The following is a 13,813-nucleotide window of genomic DNA, read 5'->3' as shown; positions in this document are numbered from 1 at the left end:
TTGTTCAGACAACCGGGACCAGTTCACAAAGGGCCTCCCCAGCTCGACAAGGACGGTCTACATTTGCGTCCCAATCTGCCGGATCCGCATCAGCATTTGTTTTGAGGTTCTTGTTTTAAAGTGGAGCGCGGGGTCCGGCAGGTGCCGCTAAGATTTGCGGCTTTGGTGCTACCGCGTTTGGTTGGAGAAAGTGAGTTTTCAGGTCTCGATACTTAGGATTCTCGCCGGCCAACCGGAGGGCCGGGCGAGCCTTGCCGTCCTCAAGGATTACCTGGCGGTGTTCTACACCAGCGGTCCGGAGTGGACGGATCGTACGAAGCGATTGGCGGCGCAGACGCCGGATCTCAATATTTTCGGACAAGGGCTGGTTACGCGGGAACCCGGACAATGGATCATAACGGACAAAGGGCGGGCCTTTCTTGCTCTTCTGGAACAGAAGAGCGTACCTGACTCTCAGGAGCGAACGCTCGAAGGCATGGTTGAGAAACCCCTTGCAAGTAGGCTTCCCGCGCTTGCGCCGGGCCGACAAGACCACAGTGCCAGTCGCCGGCACCTCCGCCGGAAGCCGCTGAGGGCGCGCGATGGGCGTTCCAGCTAGCCCCTCCCTAAGCTCACGCCCGGCGACGATGTTGCTCCATATCGTGCCGGAGCAACATTGCATACCCCGCGCACCGGCTTGATGCCCTTCGCAAACCATACTTAGATCGCTGTTGTTTGAGATGGAGACATTGTAGTGGCAACCGGTATTGTGAAGTGGTTCAGCGCGACAAAGGGTTATGGATTTATCAAGCCCGATGATGGCGAAGCCGACGTATTCGTGCACATCAGGTCAGTCGAGAAGGCCGGATACACCTCCCTTGCTGAGGGGGCCCGGATCAGCTTCGAGCGCAAGACCGGCAGCTCCGGCAAAGTGTCCGCAGACAATCTGCGTATAGGATAGCCTTCTTTCGCGACGAGGGGAGACATGGTTCTCTAAGGACCAAGCCACCACGATTCGAGACGGATGGTAATCGACGCAAGCAATTGAGATATCGTCACTAAATCAACGTAGAAATATTTCTGTGCTAGCATTTGTGCTAAATCAGCGACTTAGACCTGCCTGAATGTGATAGATGTCACACTTTGAGGCAGCATTCTTGACGAGGCCCCAGCCGGGACGGATGGTCTGCTATCGCCTCGCTACCGAGCTCATCTGCCGGAGCTATACCCTCTCCCATACCCTTAAAGGCAAATCCTAGCCCCGGAGAGCCTGCACTGCTTGCCATAGCTCGGTAACGGCCGGATCTTCTAAACCCACATCGTGCAGGCCTTCAAAATTCCTCCTCACATAATCCAGTGCACTGCCACTAGTGCCTCGGGCCTTGAGGATCATCTCTGCCTTCTTGGCAGTGCTTATCGTCGAACCGAGCGGGTTTACTCCCTCATAGATGTATACCTTGGCGTCTACCGAGCGCCCGTCGGCCAACAGCACCTGCAGATCTGTCGGATCACACGCTTCTCTTTTTCGCAGAGCACGTAAGAGGACCGGTATTTGGTCATTGTCCGGAAACTCAAAAGTGGCTCCCTCACAGCTGGCCCCATCAAACGGCTCCAGATTCAGCGTGATGCCAGGGTTCTCTTTGGCCCCCCAGTTAACCACTGACTTCTTATTGAAGGTTCGACGATAGCCACGAAGCGTTGCGCGCTGAGACCCCACGCAGCCGAACTCGGACTGCCATCCATCAAAGGTGAGAGACCCGAAGCCAAAGACCCAGACCACGATCACGCCTCCATCTGGGCCAAGGTTTGCTCGAACAGCATACTCACCAGTCTAGTCCCGATAGGGCGTGCAAAGGTCGGAGGCTAGCTGATCAGACACGCCTGTAACCCGCTTCTGGATAAACTCCGGAGTGAAATCCTGAAACCTCTCGCTATTCGCTCGCAGCTTAATGATCGCCTCAGGGTCAATCTTCAGAAGTTCCTCCACATAGCCCAACACCTTCACATAAGAAGGGGCGTTCACGTGCCTTGGCCCAACCAGGTTTGCAAACAGGGTGGCAATTCCCTCCTCAATGTTAAGGGCGGCGCCACCCCCGTTCGGGGTAAGGAGGTGCACTATTTCCTGAGACAGTTCGAAACGCGCTTGCTCTTCATTCGACTGACAAGTGTCGCTCAGATGAATCACCACGCATCTGCTTTCCTGCGAGTACTGCGGAAACCAAACACCAGGGCGAGGGCCTCCCACCTCAATTCCAAGGATCGTCCAGCTCCGATCACGCGTGCCGAATTGCCTCTCTGCCTGATTCAACCAATCCCCCAGTAAAGTTGTGAGGGTGTATGTCCAGCGCTTAGACTCCTCCTGCCAAGTCCTAACGAATCCAACCGTCGGCGACGTAAGCATCTATTCAGCCTCCCTTTTAGGGAACCCTACGCTAAAGCTCCGCAGCGGCCAACAGAGATACCCCTCAATCTGCGCACGCACTTGGGACGAAAGGCCGGACTTTACCCACTCGCTCAAACCGAAGCCCCACTCGTAACTCCCGATGCCTTCCTCTTCGCTTTCGCCCTTAGGATGGGAACAGGCGACACGATGGTTATCGTTTTCGATGCCCTAGTCATTGCGACATAGAGATCATTTATTTCCAATCTTTCAGGCGCAACGATGACTGCATGATCAAACTGAAGGCCTTTAACAAGGAGGGTGCTTCCGACAGATCGACTGGCCAAACGACGTCCGGCGTGCCTTGCCGTATTTTGCACCTGCCATGCTGCGCTATCCAAATCAGGCTGCTCACCATCAATCACAAGCTTTATCGAGCGTCGTGCAGATGACATGAGCTCCCTTCTGAAAGGAACATTTGCCGTCTTGCACAGTGCTTCCAACAATCTGATAACGGGATCCAGGCCATCCGAGTTTATTACCTCAAGTGCAGCGGCCTCTGCCACCGATAAAGGTTTGGCGCCCCTCCAGCCGGTCGACAATCTATCAACACGATCCATGAATGGCTTCTTGCCCACCCCCGTCATACAATCGACCGCAAATTGCATGATGGATTCGAGTCGGGCTTTACCAGTTTCGGTCTTGAGCTGCAGAATAAACTCAGCAAGCCGCTTACAGCCCACCGGCTCAATCGAGCTACACTTTATCTTACTAGCTAATGCGGCCCGGACGATCTCGCTTGCTTTGTCACTGATGACAATGAGTGTCTCGTCCTTACCCAGCTTTGGTTTCAAACCAGCATAAACATTTGCTTTCCGGAGATCTGCCTTGCTCCGGGAGTTAGGCTTTACCAACTCAATGTATCCATTGGGAGCTGTAGATAAGTCGATAGTGCCGCCTGTCTTCAACGGATCTCTAATGGCCATTAGCCAACGACCGAGCTCAATATTCCCTACTCGTTTCCATCGCCACGGCTCAGCCAGTTCTTCAATTCTTGGAAAGGCGCTGACAACATCAACATCCCAATCGACGGCTGGGTCATGTCTGAAACCGAAAATTGACTGCAGGTAGTCCCCAAATACACAAGTCGGCAGATACCGAGAGACCACTTTGACCAAAGAGTGCTGGCTAATCGTACAATCCTGGTACTCATCGATCAGAACGCCAGCATATGAAGCCTTTAAAATGCTACTGATCGCACCTCTCTCGATAAGTCTCTGCGCCGCGGCGTAGACCTTCGACCATTCTTCTTCTTTGGGCTCAAAAGCTGATAAGCCAGATCTCTGTGGGAACGCTAAAGACAGACGAAGCGACCAACCAGCAATCGTGTCGAGGTCATAGTTCTGTGAATTCACCTTTTTTTCAGCGAGACGTTTCCGAAGAGCGTCAACACCAGCGAGTGTATGGGTGAGCACAAGATAACGGCCCGCAGCGGCGGCTAAAACGTCAGTAATGCATTCTGTCTTCCCGCATCCGGCAGGAGCGACAACGCTTCCTGCTCGGCAGCTCAATATTTTCTGGATCAGAACCTCGCCAGTCACTGATCGGCCCAAGTACGAATTTTCCCAATGATTTGGGGGAAATCGCCTGTCATCGTGTTTAGGTTGGGCCCTACCAACTGCTCCCCGACCCACTCACTGGCAGCAATATCCTTGAATACACCTCTTTCGCGCGGATCAGGCTTGCCATCCTTGTCCAGCTTATCACGGACTTTAGCCAGCCCGCCTAGAACCTCTCGGACTTTTGCATCGTCTAATAGTTGCTCGAGCTCTCCAACGCTCTTGATCTTTCGCTCCGGTAACCTCCGATTAAATCGGTCGATGAACGATTGCTCTTCGGCCTCAAAGCTGATCATTGATTTCAGCAGCTTCTTTACTGCTGGCGTTGGCAAATCCCTGAATAAATGATCCTCGGTGGCATGCTTGTCCTTCCATCGAAAGATCGAGACGCCGGCAGTCTTCAGCTCCGCAAGAATGGTCTTGTCATCTGGCTCCCGGTCAGTATCGAGCAGAAGCCCCACCCTGTAGCCAAGCGAACGAAAATATCCTGCTACCATGGGCGCCCGATCGACGCCCCCCCCTGAAACAGCGACAATACCGAGCGTCGCAAACGGAGACTTTCCCGTGTCGGACCAGTAGTGGTCGAGACCGCGCATAAGACCTACTTCAGTCTTTCCTTCGCAAACGAGCACAGTTGGCACCAGAAAAGCTTCCGGTGTGGTCCTAGATACCGCCTGGCAATCCAGGCTCTTGAATTGCGGTTCGGCTGATAGAGCCGTTACATCCCCTGTTATCTTGTCTCTCCTAACCACATGAAGCTGGCTAACAGCTAAGTCGCAGAGAACAACAGGAGAGTGCGTGGTAAGAAAAACCTGAGCCTTTATGCTTCCATCTTTCTTTGGCGCCTTCAGTTGGCGAAGCACGCGCGCAATGCGATGCGGCTCTAGGCCGTGTTCCACTTCATCAATAAGCCCTATAGAAGCATTTACTCGTGCCTGATCTTGGAGCGCGGCAACGAAGAGCCGCGACGAACCCAATCCGAGTTGCCGTAAGGGAAGATTTTTTTCGTGTAGGGATATCCCCCGGCCAGAAAGCCCGACAGCTTGAATATCCAGCATCGCTTGCAGGTCGTCTGTTACAGCTACGCCCAATGCCTGAGCCGCACACTTGGCTTGCTTGATCACCTCGGCGAAGAGCGCTTTTGATTCCTTGGAGAACTCCGCACGCGCGATACGTCCAGCTTCAGCTAAGAGCGCACGAGACCCCTTTGCGTCCTCAGTTATCTTGTTGAGAACGGAAAGCCGTCCCCAACCTAAATGGTGGTCCGCGTAGGGTCCCAATCGAGAAGGCATAACTTCTTGGCGATCGTTGTAGCTCAACGATGGAAGTCTTTTACCTTCCTTTTCTAAGCGCCGATTGAAGATGCCCCATTCAGCCTCAAGGGTTTGGTCAACAGTCAATCGCACCGAAAGGGCGGGCTGAAAGCCCCTTGCCTCGTCAGGCTCATCCTCAAGCGTTTGTGTCTCGCCATGCCAACCGCGAGTATAGTTTCCGTAGCGGTCGTTCCGCAGAAATTCGGAGGGAATATCCGCCAATGTGACGGTTATTGATATCGGGTTTTTCTTTGGATCCACGTCATAAAAGTCAGCATCATCGAACATCACACCGTTCCTGGATGCGAAGACCAGTTCGATGGCATCCAAGATTGTCGTCTTGCCAGAATCCCCGCTTCCGATAAGGCAATTGATTCCTGGCCTTGGCTGCCAGTCCAATCGCTTTATGCCCCGGAAATTGTCAATCTCGACTCGTACGATTCGCAAATCAGTTGTCTCCCCGTGTGAAACAACCTTAACACGGGGAGCCATCTCGGCCTAGGTGAACCCGAAGAAATGGATTTCTTCCGATCGCCTGACCTTGCTTTCCGGTATGCGCTCACGGCCATCGGAATCAATCAGACCACCCTTGACCTCGATTTCCCCACTCTCAGGGGCGCAGCGCCATCGGGGTCCTTTACACCACATTCCCATGATCCCCCTCCCCTCGTTTTCGATCCACCTTTGCACAACAAGCTCTGGCTGGCTGGAAATGAGAACTTCCTCCCCTACCCATACCTTTGATGATGGTGCGTCCAAGGAAATCCCAACATCCGCCAAACCCATTTCACTTGCGAACTTACTCCTACGTTCAAACCCAGGAGGGTTGGCCTCGGCGAATCGCATCAAATTCGGTCTAAGTAGGCGGATGACCTGTTTAGTCGCTTCGAAGCCGAGCTCGGGCTCCTGCCAATACCGGCCTCTCAGGCCATCAGATGAATTGTAGAACAGATCAAAGGTCTGCGGGTATACCGAGACACGGAAGCATACCTGTCGAGCGGAGCGCTCCGGATGATTTCTTGGGTTCGCCGTATGGTATGGCTCCAACCAAGTTCTCAAGACTGTGGCTTCAGACGCTATAGATCTTGCAATTGCTTCAAAGGCAAGATCACCATCTAAATACTCCCGACGTTCAGCTGAGAAGTTCGAAGTATCCCACCCTCGCGAATGCCGATTATTGATCGCCTCGTTCATGCAACGTGAGCCCCATCTGGAAAGCGAAGAAACAGATCAAGCTTATCTATGTCGTGCACACTGGCGACATGATGAAGGAACGTGACATTGGCTGCATGCGAAGCTGAGATGAGGTCCGACAAGAGTTTTGCGTTCTCCAGGCTCGTCCCGGCCAGAGCCTCTCGATCCGCAGCGACGTCCTCATGACCCGTGTTCGTAAAGTAGGTGTGCATCTTTCCTAAGACGCCCACAATAACGTCTGAGATCTGAAGCCCTAGCTCGGCTTTGGAATCCGCAAATCGGAAGTTCGCAACCGGTTTCCCCTGGCTGGTCAGAGGTGTTTCCAGCAGGCGGTCGTGGATGACCTTCTCCATGTCGAAGATGTGGGTCGAATTCTTGAAGATCGCGATACGTCCCTGGTAAAAGGTACTGAACTCATCGATGAGCAGGTTCGGGTAATAACCTTCAATGAACTCCAGACTCTCCAGCGCCCGTCCGGCCTGCAGTACACCTTTCAACATCATTGCATTGAAATGCGGGAGGACATCACTGTTACGTTCGAGAATCTCAATGAGCCTGTCGAGGAAGGGTCTCCGCCCCTCGGGTGATAACCCCGGATAGCCGAAATCGTGAAATAGCTGGATGGTTGCGGCCAGTTCGCAGCGCAGCACTGCGACGAGGTCGCTTTTCAGCAAGACGTGGTATTGCAAGAGCATCGGATTGCCAAGTTCAGGCACGATCGAATCGATGATATCTGCAACTGACCAGTAGAATGGATCCAGCTCGTGATAGTGGATCATCAACCCGTTATCGATAAGCCATCGAAGGAATGTGGTCAGCTTTCGGGAGCGAAGAACGTCAAGAAAGTTACCCTTGGCGACATGCTCCAGTTTGATTTCCGGAGCCGTCTTCTGGATACGCATCGCTTCTCGAAGCGATTGAATCTCAATCGGTCGCGGTGCTCCTTCATGCACAATGCCGCCGAGGACGAATACCTTCAGCTCAGCAACGTTCAAACGTCCATCGTCAATATACAACTTGCGGATATTGTTGGTCTCATCGTGATAAAACGTATAGACGCCGTCGGCCTTGGTCAAACCATGTAGCTGGATTTCAGCATCCCGAAGTTCGTCAATATCCATCCATTCCCACTCTTAGGCCGCAGCTCGCGAGGATGCGCGACGAACGGGCTTATGACGGATAACGACGTCCACACGATAATTAAGCCGATCTAGGCATCGAACAATCCTGTCGATCGAGAACTTCCCTACGCGGCCGGTCACTAGGGCAGATACATCAGGCTGTTTAAGGCCTAGCAGTTCGGCAGCCTTTGTCTGAGTCAACTTGCGACGTTTGATGATCGCACGAAGCTCACGAATAAGTTTGGCTTTGAGGAGTTCTTCCTCAGGATTGGCAAAGCCAAGGTCAGCGAAAATATTATCGCTGCCTGCGGTTGCTTTAATTGCCTTACTCATTTCTTGCCTCCTTTTCCGTAGTTCTCTTGGTAATGAGCCTCGGCTGCCTTCAACCGGGCCTGAATTACCAAGATGTCGTGCTTCGGAGTCTCAATCCCCTTCTTCGACTTCTTTTGGAAGGCATGAAGGACATAGATAACGCCAGCGAAGCGTACGGTGTAGACGGCACGGAACGTATCGCCATCTTCATCGTCGATGACCTCCAGTACACTCCGGCCACCAAAGCCCTTTAAGGCCTTGGCACGAGGATGCTCGTCGCCGTTTTGTGCATCATTGATCGCAAACCCCATGACGCGGCGAACCTCGTCCGGGAAAGCTCGTAGATCGTCCTTTGACGATCCGATCCAAACTACGGGCTTCTGTGTGGTCATTCGCCCTTCTCTTATAGCACTACTGCTATAATTTTGCAAGGGTTTCCTGACGGGCCTATAAATGGCGAATTTCCGCCACTGCCCGTCGACGACCTCTCCGATCCTGTCCATCAACGTCGCTAGGCGTACTTTTGATGGCCTCGATCTTGGGTTGAAGCTATGGTGATCGCCACTGGGGAGGGGGCAATATCCTCATAAATCGAACCGGAACGAATGGTCTAGCTGTGGCGACTGATTGATCGGGGCGCTTTGGGCGCGTCAAAGTGATCAGCGAGGACCGGTCCTCTTTGCTGAAGCCAGCCAGCCAGCAAGCAATATTTTGAGGCTGGAGCTCCTGAGATCAGATGCCACCCAAGCTGCCTGCATTGGCAACACGCTCCCGGAAGGCGCCGCGCGTCAGTCAGGATCTACTCAGGCGCTTTACATGGTAGATCAGATCAATCGACGTATGTCTTGCGATCTTCGGTCCTACCACGCGAATGCGCTTGGCATTACTGGTCCGCAAATGATGATCTTGATGGCTCTGACGGAGCTGGAAGAAGATGGTGTTCCCGTCAATGCTGTCGCGAAGCTGATGAGAGTCGAGTCGGGTTTCATCACCAAGCAATCGAGGGAGCTTGAGGTAAGCAGTTCGTGCGCCGGAAATCCGACATGAATGATGCCAGGTACGTCCTTTTGTCGCTCACGGGCATCGCTCGCAAGATCCTTACGAGCAGCAGAAAGAGGTTGAGCAGTTCGTCTTTGATTATGTCAGCATTCAGGAGTTCGCCAAACTGGCCGCCTGTTTGAATGGACTCAGGTCTCGGTTGGAGAAGGCTCGGCTGCACGCCGCGCTGAACTCTGAGACAGATTGAGACAGTACTGGGAAGAGCGCGGGCCTTCTGCTATCTTCCGAGAGATCTGAGCCAGAAGATCCGTTTCGAATAGTGTCGCCCCGCCCCAGGAGCGGATATCGCCGTCCAGATGCAAGGATGGCACCGGGCGCAGTCGAACGAACGGACCAATCAGCCGATTCAGCGGCTGGGGTCGAGCGAACCGCGACACGAGTCTGAACGGTCCGTCCGTCATCCAACGCTGCTTGGCTGACCTGACGACGTTCGCCTCAGCGCAATTGCCTTCCCTGTCGCTCGAAGGCGTACATCGGATTGATACCGCAATAAGCGTAGGTGCCGGATGCGGTAGCCATGCACTGACTGTAGGTCGAGAACTGGCAGTTGCCCGGATATCCCCAGGCTCGGCCCTGCAGGCAATAAACGTCTTGGCGAGCCGGTGGGGTGTACGAATGAACCCGTGAAGCAGCGGTCAAATCTGATCCAAAGCTGACGAGGATAGGAAGTGCTAGGATTCCGGTAGCGAGAAGGTAAGGCATGAGATCTCTTGCCTCCTTAATTCGCTGAAGGATAGAGCATCCGTATTAGAGGTTTGATCTTAGTCAATTGCCGGTGTCGGGTCCAGTTGGACCATCGTCAGCGAGACAATCACCCGTGGCAGAGCCTCGACGGGGGCTCTTGAGCAGACGTTGGATATCAGGGTGGGCTTAAGAGGGCCGGAGCCGATTATCCGCACCCGTCCTTGGTCTTGGACACACTCGCTCGCGATCCGAAGCCGCCTTTCAAAGATACTCCGCAGTGAAACGCATCTTTTAAGCGCGACTTGTCGCCTTCGCGCAGCAGAACACTCGTATGGCACTCAATCCATGATCGCTTCGTTCGCTCCGACGCGCGTTGCGGGGCCCCCCTCGACCGGAGGACAACACATTGCGTCACCTCAACTGCTGCGCGCGCACTGCGTCACAATGACACGACTTCTCCTCTTCATGGCCGCTTGTTACAATGACATCCATAGATTGCGCCGGATCAATTCGCGAGGCTCCCCTTCGTATATTCTGGTTCAGGAGTGTCGGACCATGTTCGTGAGCATCACCACAGACCATAGATCCCTAATCAATTCGCTCAGTGAGCTCGGCATATCGAGCGGCTCGAATCCGATCGTCAGCTTGAGTGAATTCACTTACAAGAAAGGTAAAACCATCTACATCGAGAGTGAGCCAGCCGAGTACGTCTACCAGGTCAGGAAAGGCGCGGTACGGACCTGCAAATTACTCTCCGATGGGCGGCGCCAGATTGGCGCATTTCATTTGCCGGGTGATATTTTTGGACTCGAGAACGGCGGAGTCCACCGATTTACGGCGGAAGCGATCATCCAAACCGCTGTTCGCCTGATCAGGCGGCAACACCTTGAGACGGTCGCCGAGAATGACGCGGTTGTCTGGCGCACCTTGCTCAGCTTGACGACGAATAACTTGCAACACGCCGAAGACCATATGCTGCTGCTCGGACGTAAAACTGCTCTGGAGCGCGTTGCCGCGTTCCTGCACGAGATGGATGAACGACTCACGGCTGCTGACGTGATCTCGCTCCCAATGTCTCGGCGCGACATCGCCGATTACCTTGGTTTGACCGTCGAAACCGTTTCGCGTGCAGTGTCGCAATTGCACACTGATGGTGTCCTCGATTTCATCGGCAATACCCAACGCGAGATCGTGATTCTGGACCGGCAGCGGCTCGCGAGCCTTGACCTGCAAAGCTAACATGCGGACGGCGTGAAAAGCTTCGGTCGCGGTTAGGATCGCCCGCAGCAACTACCGCACTTTCAGGAAAATTGATCTCACCTCCGAGGCGCAACCAATCAGCTATCGAGTGCTATTCCCCGAACGCTGCGATGTACCTTCGGGCGGTGCCGGTAAACACCGCCGGATCATACAGGCCCTTGAGCCAACGCCGGTGACGACGGCAAACCATTGCAATAGACTCGACCGCCGTTTCGATCTCGAATGGAATGCATTCGGGTTTCACGCGCGCCGCAACGTCTCAAAGGCGAAATCACCCAGAAGGTCGGCACGCCTGTTCATTTGTACAGCATAAACGCCGGTACGTTTTCGTGTCCGAAGCTCATTCGAAACAACACGACGAACGTCTAAGCATGCGCTTTTGGCCGGACGGGCCGTGCCCAATTAATCCTCCATCAAGGCCACTTCCGGGAAAATACGGGGGCTTGCCTTCGATTTACAATTTGCAACTTGCCCGATCGCTCCGGCTTCGCTTGAATGTCCTCATGCGGCGCTGGACTGTGATCGTGCTTCTGGGCCTTACAGCCATAGGAGCTTATTCCGTCGGCCGTCAGGACGGGCGACCCTCTACTTCTGCGCCTGCAATGGTAGCGCAGCTAACCAGCCCCCCAGCAAGTCCGCTCGCGCTAACGGCGGTGCCGGGCAGCCCTTCGCAGCCGCAAGCTTCCAAGACTGCTCCGCCCGGCCCGCGTGGCGCCACCGCAATACCCAAGACACCGCAAGATCCCGCCCCACAGCAAACCGACACAAAACGCAAGATCGAAGTTGCGCTGACCGCCGCGGCCATCGCCGCGATCCTGATTAAGGCCAGCCGGGATCAATATCACGCAACTGGCAGACCCTGCGCCTGCCCGGATGACACGATGCGCAATGGCCGGGCATGCGGCAGCAGAAGCGCCTATTCGCGGCCGGGCGGCGCGGCACCGCTGTGCTACTGGGTGATGTTACGACAGCAATGATAGACGAGTATCGAAAAGAGATAACTCGATAGTTGTTGTGGGGCGGGGCTGGTTCAGTTCAGCGATTTCTTCACTGGGGGGTTGCGCTCCTCGCCTTAGCCGTTGCGGCGACGACACTAGCAGGATGCATCACAACATCCATACAAAAGGTATGCAGGCCGGGACCTTCCCTCCGAACCGGTCAATCGGATAGCCGCTTACGTCGCGGGCCCCCGCTCTAGTTTCTAGCATTCAGGCGACTATCTCAGAGGAAGGAAGAAAGCCGGCGTCGTTGCTGAAGATGGGTTGGTGTTGTTTCCACCAATGCGGACGTACACCATGCAGAAATTCGTCAGGGGCTTGCGACCAACAACATTGATGGCGTGCTAGTCCTGAACGTCGGTGACACTGCGGTCCAGCAGCAGTATGCTGGACCGATCTTGAGTGGCCCGTATTCAGGTCCCTCCACCACGAACGGGACTATCAACACATTCGGGCACGTGTCGTCGTCAGCGTCGCTGAATGGAACATCGTCGGGTACGATTACCCGCAACATCTACTCCCGGTCTGTCTTGTGGGATGGATATTTGGGGCTAGTCTAGAAACGAAACTTCGAACCTGAGCCTTCGGAGAAATTCTTTGAGCCTATTCAAGAGTGCCGATTAGGGCCGTTGAAATAGCATGAGCGAGAACTTGGCGGTTTTCTGGGTTGCTCACCATTGTCGCGTGGTTGCCTGGAACAGGTACCGCATGAATGGCCCCCGCATCGACGACCAGGTCCCAGCCAAGCTTTGGCAGGTTTGCATCGCGACCAGATTGCTTGTCAGGCGGTACCCAACGACTAAGAGGCTCACTGGCATAAAACTGGTATATTTCAATTGGGAGCGACGGAATGCGATACGATTGTAGCGCCCGTTGAAATGCCGCGGCCCTTTGATACATCGAGACGTCACTGTGAAGATCGTGATCTGGAGCTAACGCTCCTGTTTGCTGCGCCTTTTCGAGCAACTCAGAGATGGAACATTGTTCCGTGTCGCGTTCTAAAACCTCGCGATATTCATCGCGCAAGGTTCCACAACGATCCAAAACAAACTCTCGCGCCAAATTCTTCAGTGATGCGTTCGAAGAAGCCCCAGGTAGACTGACATCGATGAAGGCCATGAACGACACAACTTCATCACTACTCAGTAATCGCTCGGCAATTGCATAAGCCAGGATTGCACCTGATGAGTATCCAGCAAAGCGGTATGGGCCACGTGGCTGGATCTGTTTAATCGCAACAATCACCTCCGCGGCCATCGCCTCAAAAGTCGGTGGACGAACGTCATCGAAAGGTGGCCATGGCAGAGCGTAGACTGAGCAGTCTGCATCCATTTCCGCCGCCAAACCGAGGACATACGAACAATCTCCAAAGCCTGACGGGACAAAGAAGAGCGGTGGTTGCGATCCGTTCGGTCGAACGGAAATCACCGCCGAGTTACTGGGCTGCACTTGCAAACAAATCTGCGATGCGAGTTCCTTCAGAACAGGTGCGCGGAAGAGGTCGGTGGCGCTAAAACTCAACCCAAGATTTGATGCTCGACCGAGCATCTGCACGGCCAAGAGCGAGTAGCCGCCCAGTTCGAAGAAGTGGTCGTTGCGCCCGATGCGCTCGACACCAAGGAGCTCGGCCCAGATCTGCGCCAGCGCCGTCTCGACCTCACCTTGCGGTAACTGGTAGGCCGCCAGCGCATAGGCCTGATCGGACGGCGCCGGCAGTGCGTTCCGATCGAGCTTGCCGTTCACCGTCAGCGGAAGCGCGGCCAGCCGCACGAACGCACTCGGCACCATGTAGTCCGGCAGTCGCGCACTTAAGTGCGCGCGCAAGGCGCCCGCAAGCGCGCCTCCACCGCCCTCATCCGAGCCGGCCTCGGGCGCGCAGACCACATAGGCGATC

The 13,813-nt window shown here is 54.6% G+C and carries 13 protein-coding genes; 3 read left to right on the top strand and 10 right to left on the bottom strand.

The genetic code is table 11. From position 1 onward, the window contains the following. Nucleotides 1–733 precede the first annotated feature (733 nt). Nucleotides 734–940, top strand: coding sequence for a cold-shock protein (locus IC50_RS37090; RefSeq protein ID WP_011084914.1), 207 nt, complete (start codon nt 734–736; stop codon nt 938–940). A gap of 294 nt (nt 941–1,234) precedes the next feature. Here the strand turns inward: IC50_RS37090 and IC50_RS37085 are convergent, their stop codons facing one another. The 8 genes from IC50_RS37085 to IC50_RS37050 form a co-directional block, all read right to left on the bottom strand. After that, entirely contained in the window at nt 1,235–1,765 is a 531-nt protein-coding gene (locus IC50_RS37085; RefSeq protein ID WP_014497747.1) for a gamma-glutamylcyclotransferase, read from the bottom strand. Nucleotides 1,766–1,810: 45 nt separating this feature from the next. After that, nucleotides 1,811–2,167: a hypothetical protein gene (locus tag IC50_RS43595; RefSeq protein ID WP_244429720.1), complete on the bottom strand. Its 357-nt coding sequence runs from the start codon at nt 2,165–2,167 to the stop codon at nt 1,811–1,813. Nucleotides 2,168–2,493: 326 nt separating this feature from the next. Beyond that, nucleotides 2,494–3,960 (bottom strand): UvrD-helicase domain-containing protein, encoded by a 1,467-nt coding sequence (locus IC50_RS37075; RefSeq protein ID WP_043900305.1) that lies wholly within the window; start codon nt 3,958–3,960, stop codon nt 2,494–2,496. Beyond that, nucleotides 3,957–5,783 carry an ATP-dependent nuclease gene (locus IC50_RS37070; RefSeq protein ID WP_244429719.1) on the bottom strand — a complete coding sequence of 609 codons (1,827 nt, stop codon included), beginning with the start codon at nt 5,781–5,783 and terminating at the stop codon, nt 3,957–3,959. The genes IC50_RS37075 and IC50_RS37070 overlap by 4 nt, the downstream gene beginning before the upstream one ends. Nucleotides 5,784–5,789: 6 nt before the next feature. Further along, complete coding sequence (locus IC50_RS41840) at nt 5,790–6,485, bottom strand: hypothetical protein (protein WP_141379388.1); 696 nt, start codon at nt 6,483–6,485, stop codon at nt 5,790–5,792. Next, nucleotides 6,482–7,606, bottom strand: a complete 1,125-nt coding sequence (locus IC50_RS37060) for a DUF3800 domain-containing protein (RefSeq protein ID WP_014497751.1) — start codon at nt 7,604–7,606, stop codon at nt 6,482–6,484. The genes IC50_RS41840 and IC50_RS37060 overlap by 4 nt, the downstream gene beginning before the upstream one ends. Nucleotides 7,607–7,618: 12 nt before the next feature. Next, nucleotides 7,619–7,939: a helix-turn-helix domain-containing protein gene (locus IC50_RS37055; RefSeq protein ID WP_011084909.1), complete on the bottom strand. Its 321-nt coding sequence runs from the start codon at nt 7,937–7,939 to the stop codon at nt 7,619–7,621. After that, nucleotides 7,936–8,310, bottom strand: a complete 375-nt coding sequence (locus IC50_RS37050; RefSeq protein WP_014497752.1) for a type II toxin-antitoxin system RelE/ParE family toxin — start codon at nt 8,308–8,310, stop codon at nt 7,936–7,938. The genes IC50_RS37055 and IC50_RS37050 overlap by 4 nt, the downstream gene beginning before the upstream one ends. Before the next feature lie 235 nt (nt 8,311–8,545). Here IC50_RS37050 and IC50_RS43590 point away from each other — a divergent pair, with 235 nt between their 5' ends. Further along, a complete protein-coding gene (locus tag IC50_RS43590; RefSeq protein WP_223153697.1) occupies nt 8,546–8,965 on the top strand; it encodes a hypothetical protein in 420 nt (139 codons plus the stop codon). 447 nt (nt 8,966–9,412) lie between these two features. Here IC50_RS43590 and IC50_RS39870 read toward each other — a convergent pair whose 3' ends face one another. After that, nucleotides 9,413–9,679, bottom strand: a complete 267-nt coding sequence (locus IC50_RS39870; RefSeq protein WP_018648598.1) for a DUF3551 domain-containing protein — start codon at nt 9,677–9,679, stop codon at nt 9,413–9,415. Between the two features lie 537 nt (nt 9,680–10,216). Between IC50_RS39870 and IC50_RS37035 the strand changes: the two genes are divergently transcribed. Further along, on the top strand, nt 10,217–10,900 hold the full coding sequence (locus IC50_RS37035) for a helix-turn-helix domain-containing protein (protein WP_014497754.1): 684 nt from the start codon (nt 10,217–10,219) through the stop codon (nt 10,898–10,900). Nucleotides 10,901–12,522: 1,622 nt separating this feature from the next. Here IC50_RS37035 and IC50_RS37030 read toward each other — a convergent pair. Continuing rightward, a partial coding sequence (locus tag IC50_RS37030) for a thioesterase domain-containing protein (RefSeq protein WP_035716602.1) occupies nt 12,523–13,813 on the bottom strand: 1,291 nt, incomplete at its 5' end.

This window comes from Bradyrhizobium genomosp. I (2014), assembly GCF_000261685.1.
Classification (GTDB): Bacteria; Pseudomonadota; Alphaproteobacteria; order Rhizobiales; family Xanthobacteraceae; genus Bradyrhizobium.
This window is presented reverse-complemented; position numbering and strand designations above follow the sequence as displayed.

Coding starts and splice junctions, on each gene's coding strand:
- IC50_RS37050 (WP_014497752.1), bottom strand. CDS start 8,310: ATGACCACACAGAAGCCCGTAGTTTGGATCGGATCGTCAAAGGACGAT.
- IC50_RS39870 (WP_018648598.1), bottom strand. CDS start 9,679: ATGCCTTACCTTCTCGCTACCGGAATCCTAGCACTTCCTATCCTCGTC.
- IC50_RS37060 (WP_014497751.1), bottom strand. CDS start 7,606: ATGGATATTGACGAACTTCGGGATGCTGAAATCCAGCTACATGGTTTG.
- IC50_RS41840 (WP_141379388.1), bottom strand. CDS start 6,485: ATGAACGAGGCGATCAATAATCGGCATTCGCGAGGGTGGGATACTTCG.
- IC50_RS37070 (WP_244429719.1), bottom strand. CDS start 5,783: ATGGCTCCCCGTGTTAAGGTTGTTTCACACGGGGAGACAACTGATTTG.
- IC50_RS37055 (WP_011084909.1), bottom strand. CDS start 7,939: ATGAGTAAGGCAATTAAAGCAACCGCAGGCAGCGATAATATTTTCGCT.
- IC50_RS37035 (WP_014497754.1), top strand. CDS start 10,217: ATGTTCGTGAGCATCACCACAGACCATAGATCCCTAATCAATTCGCTC.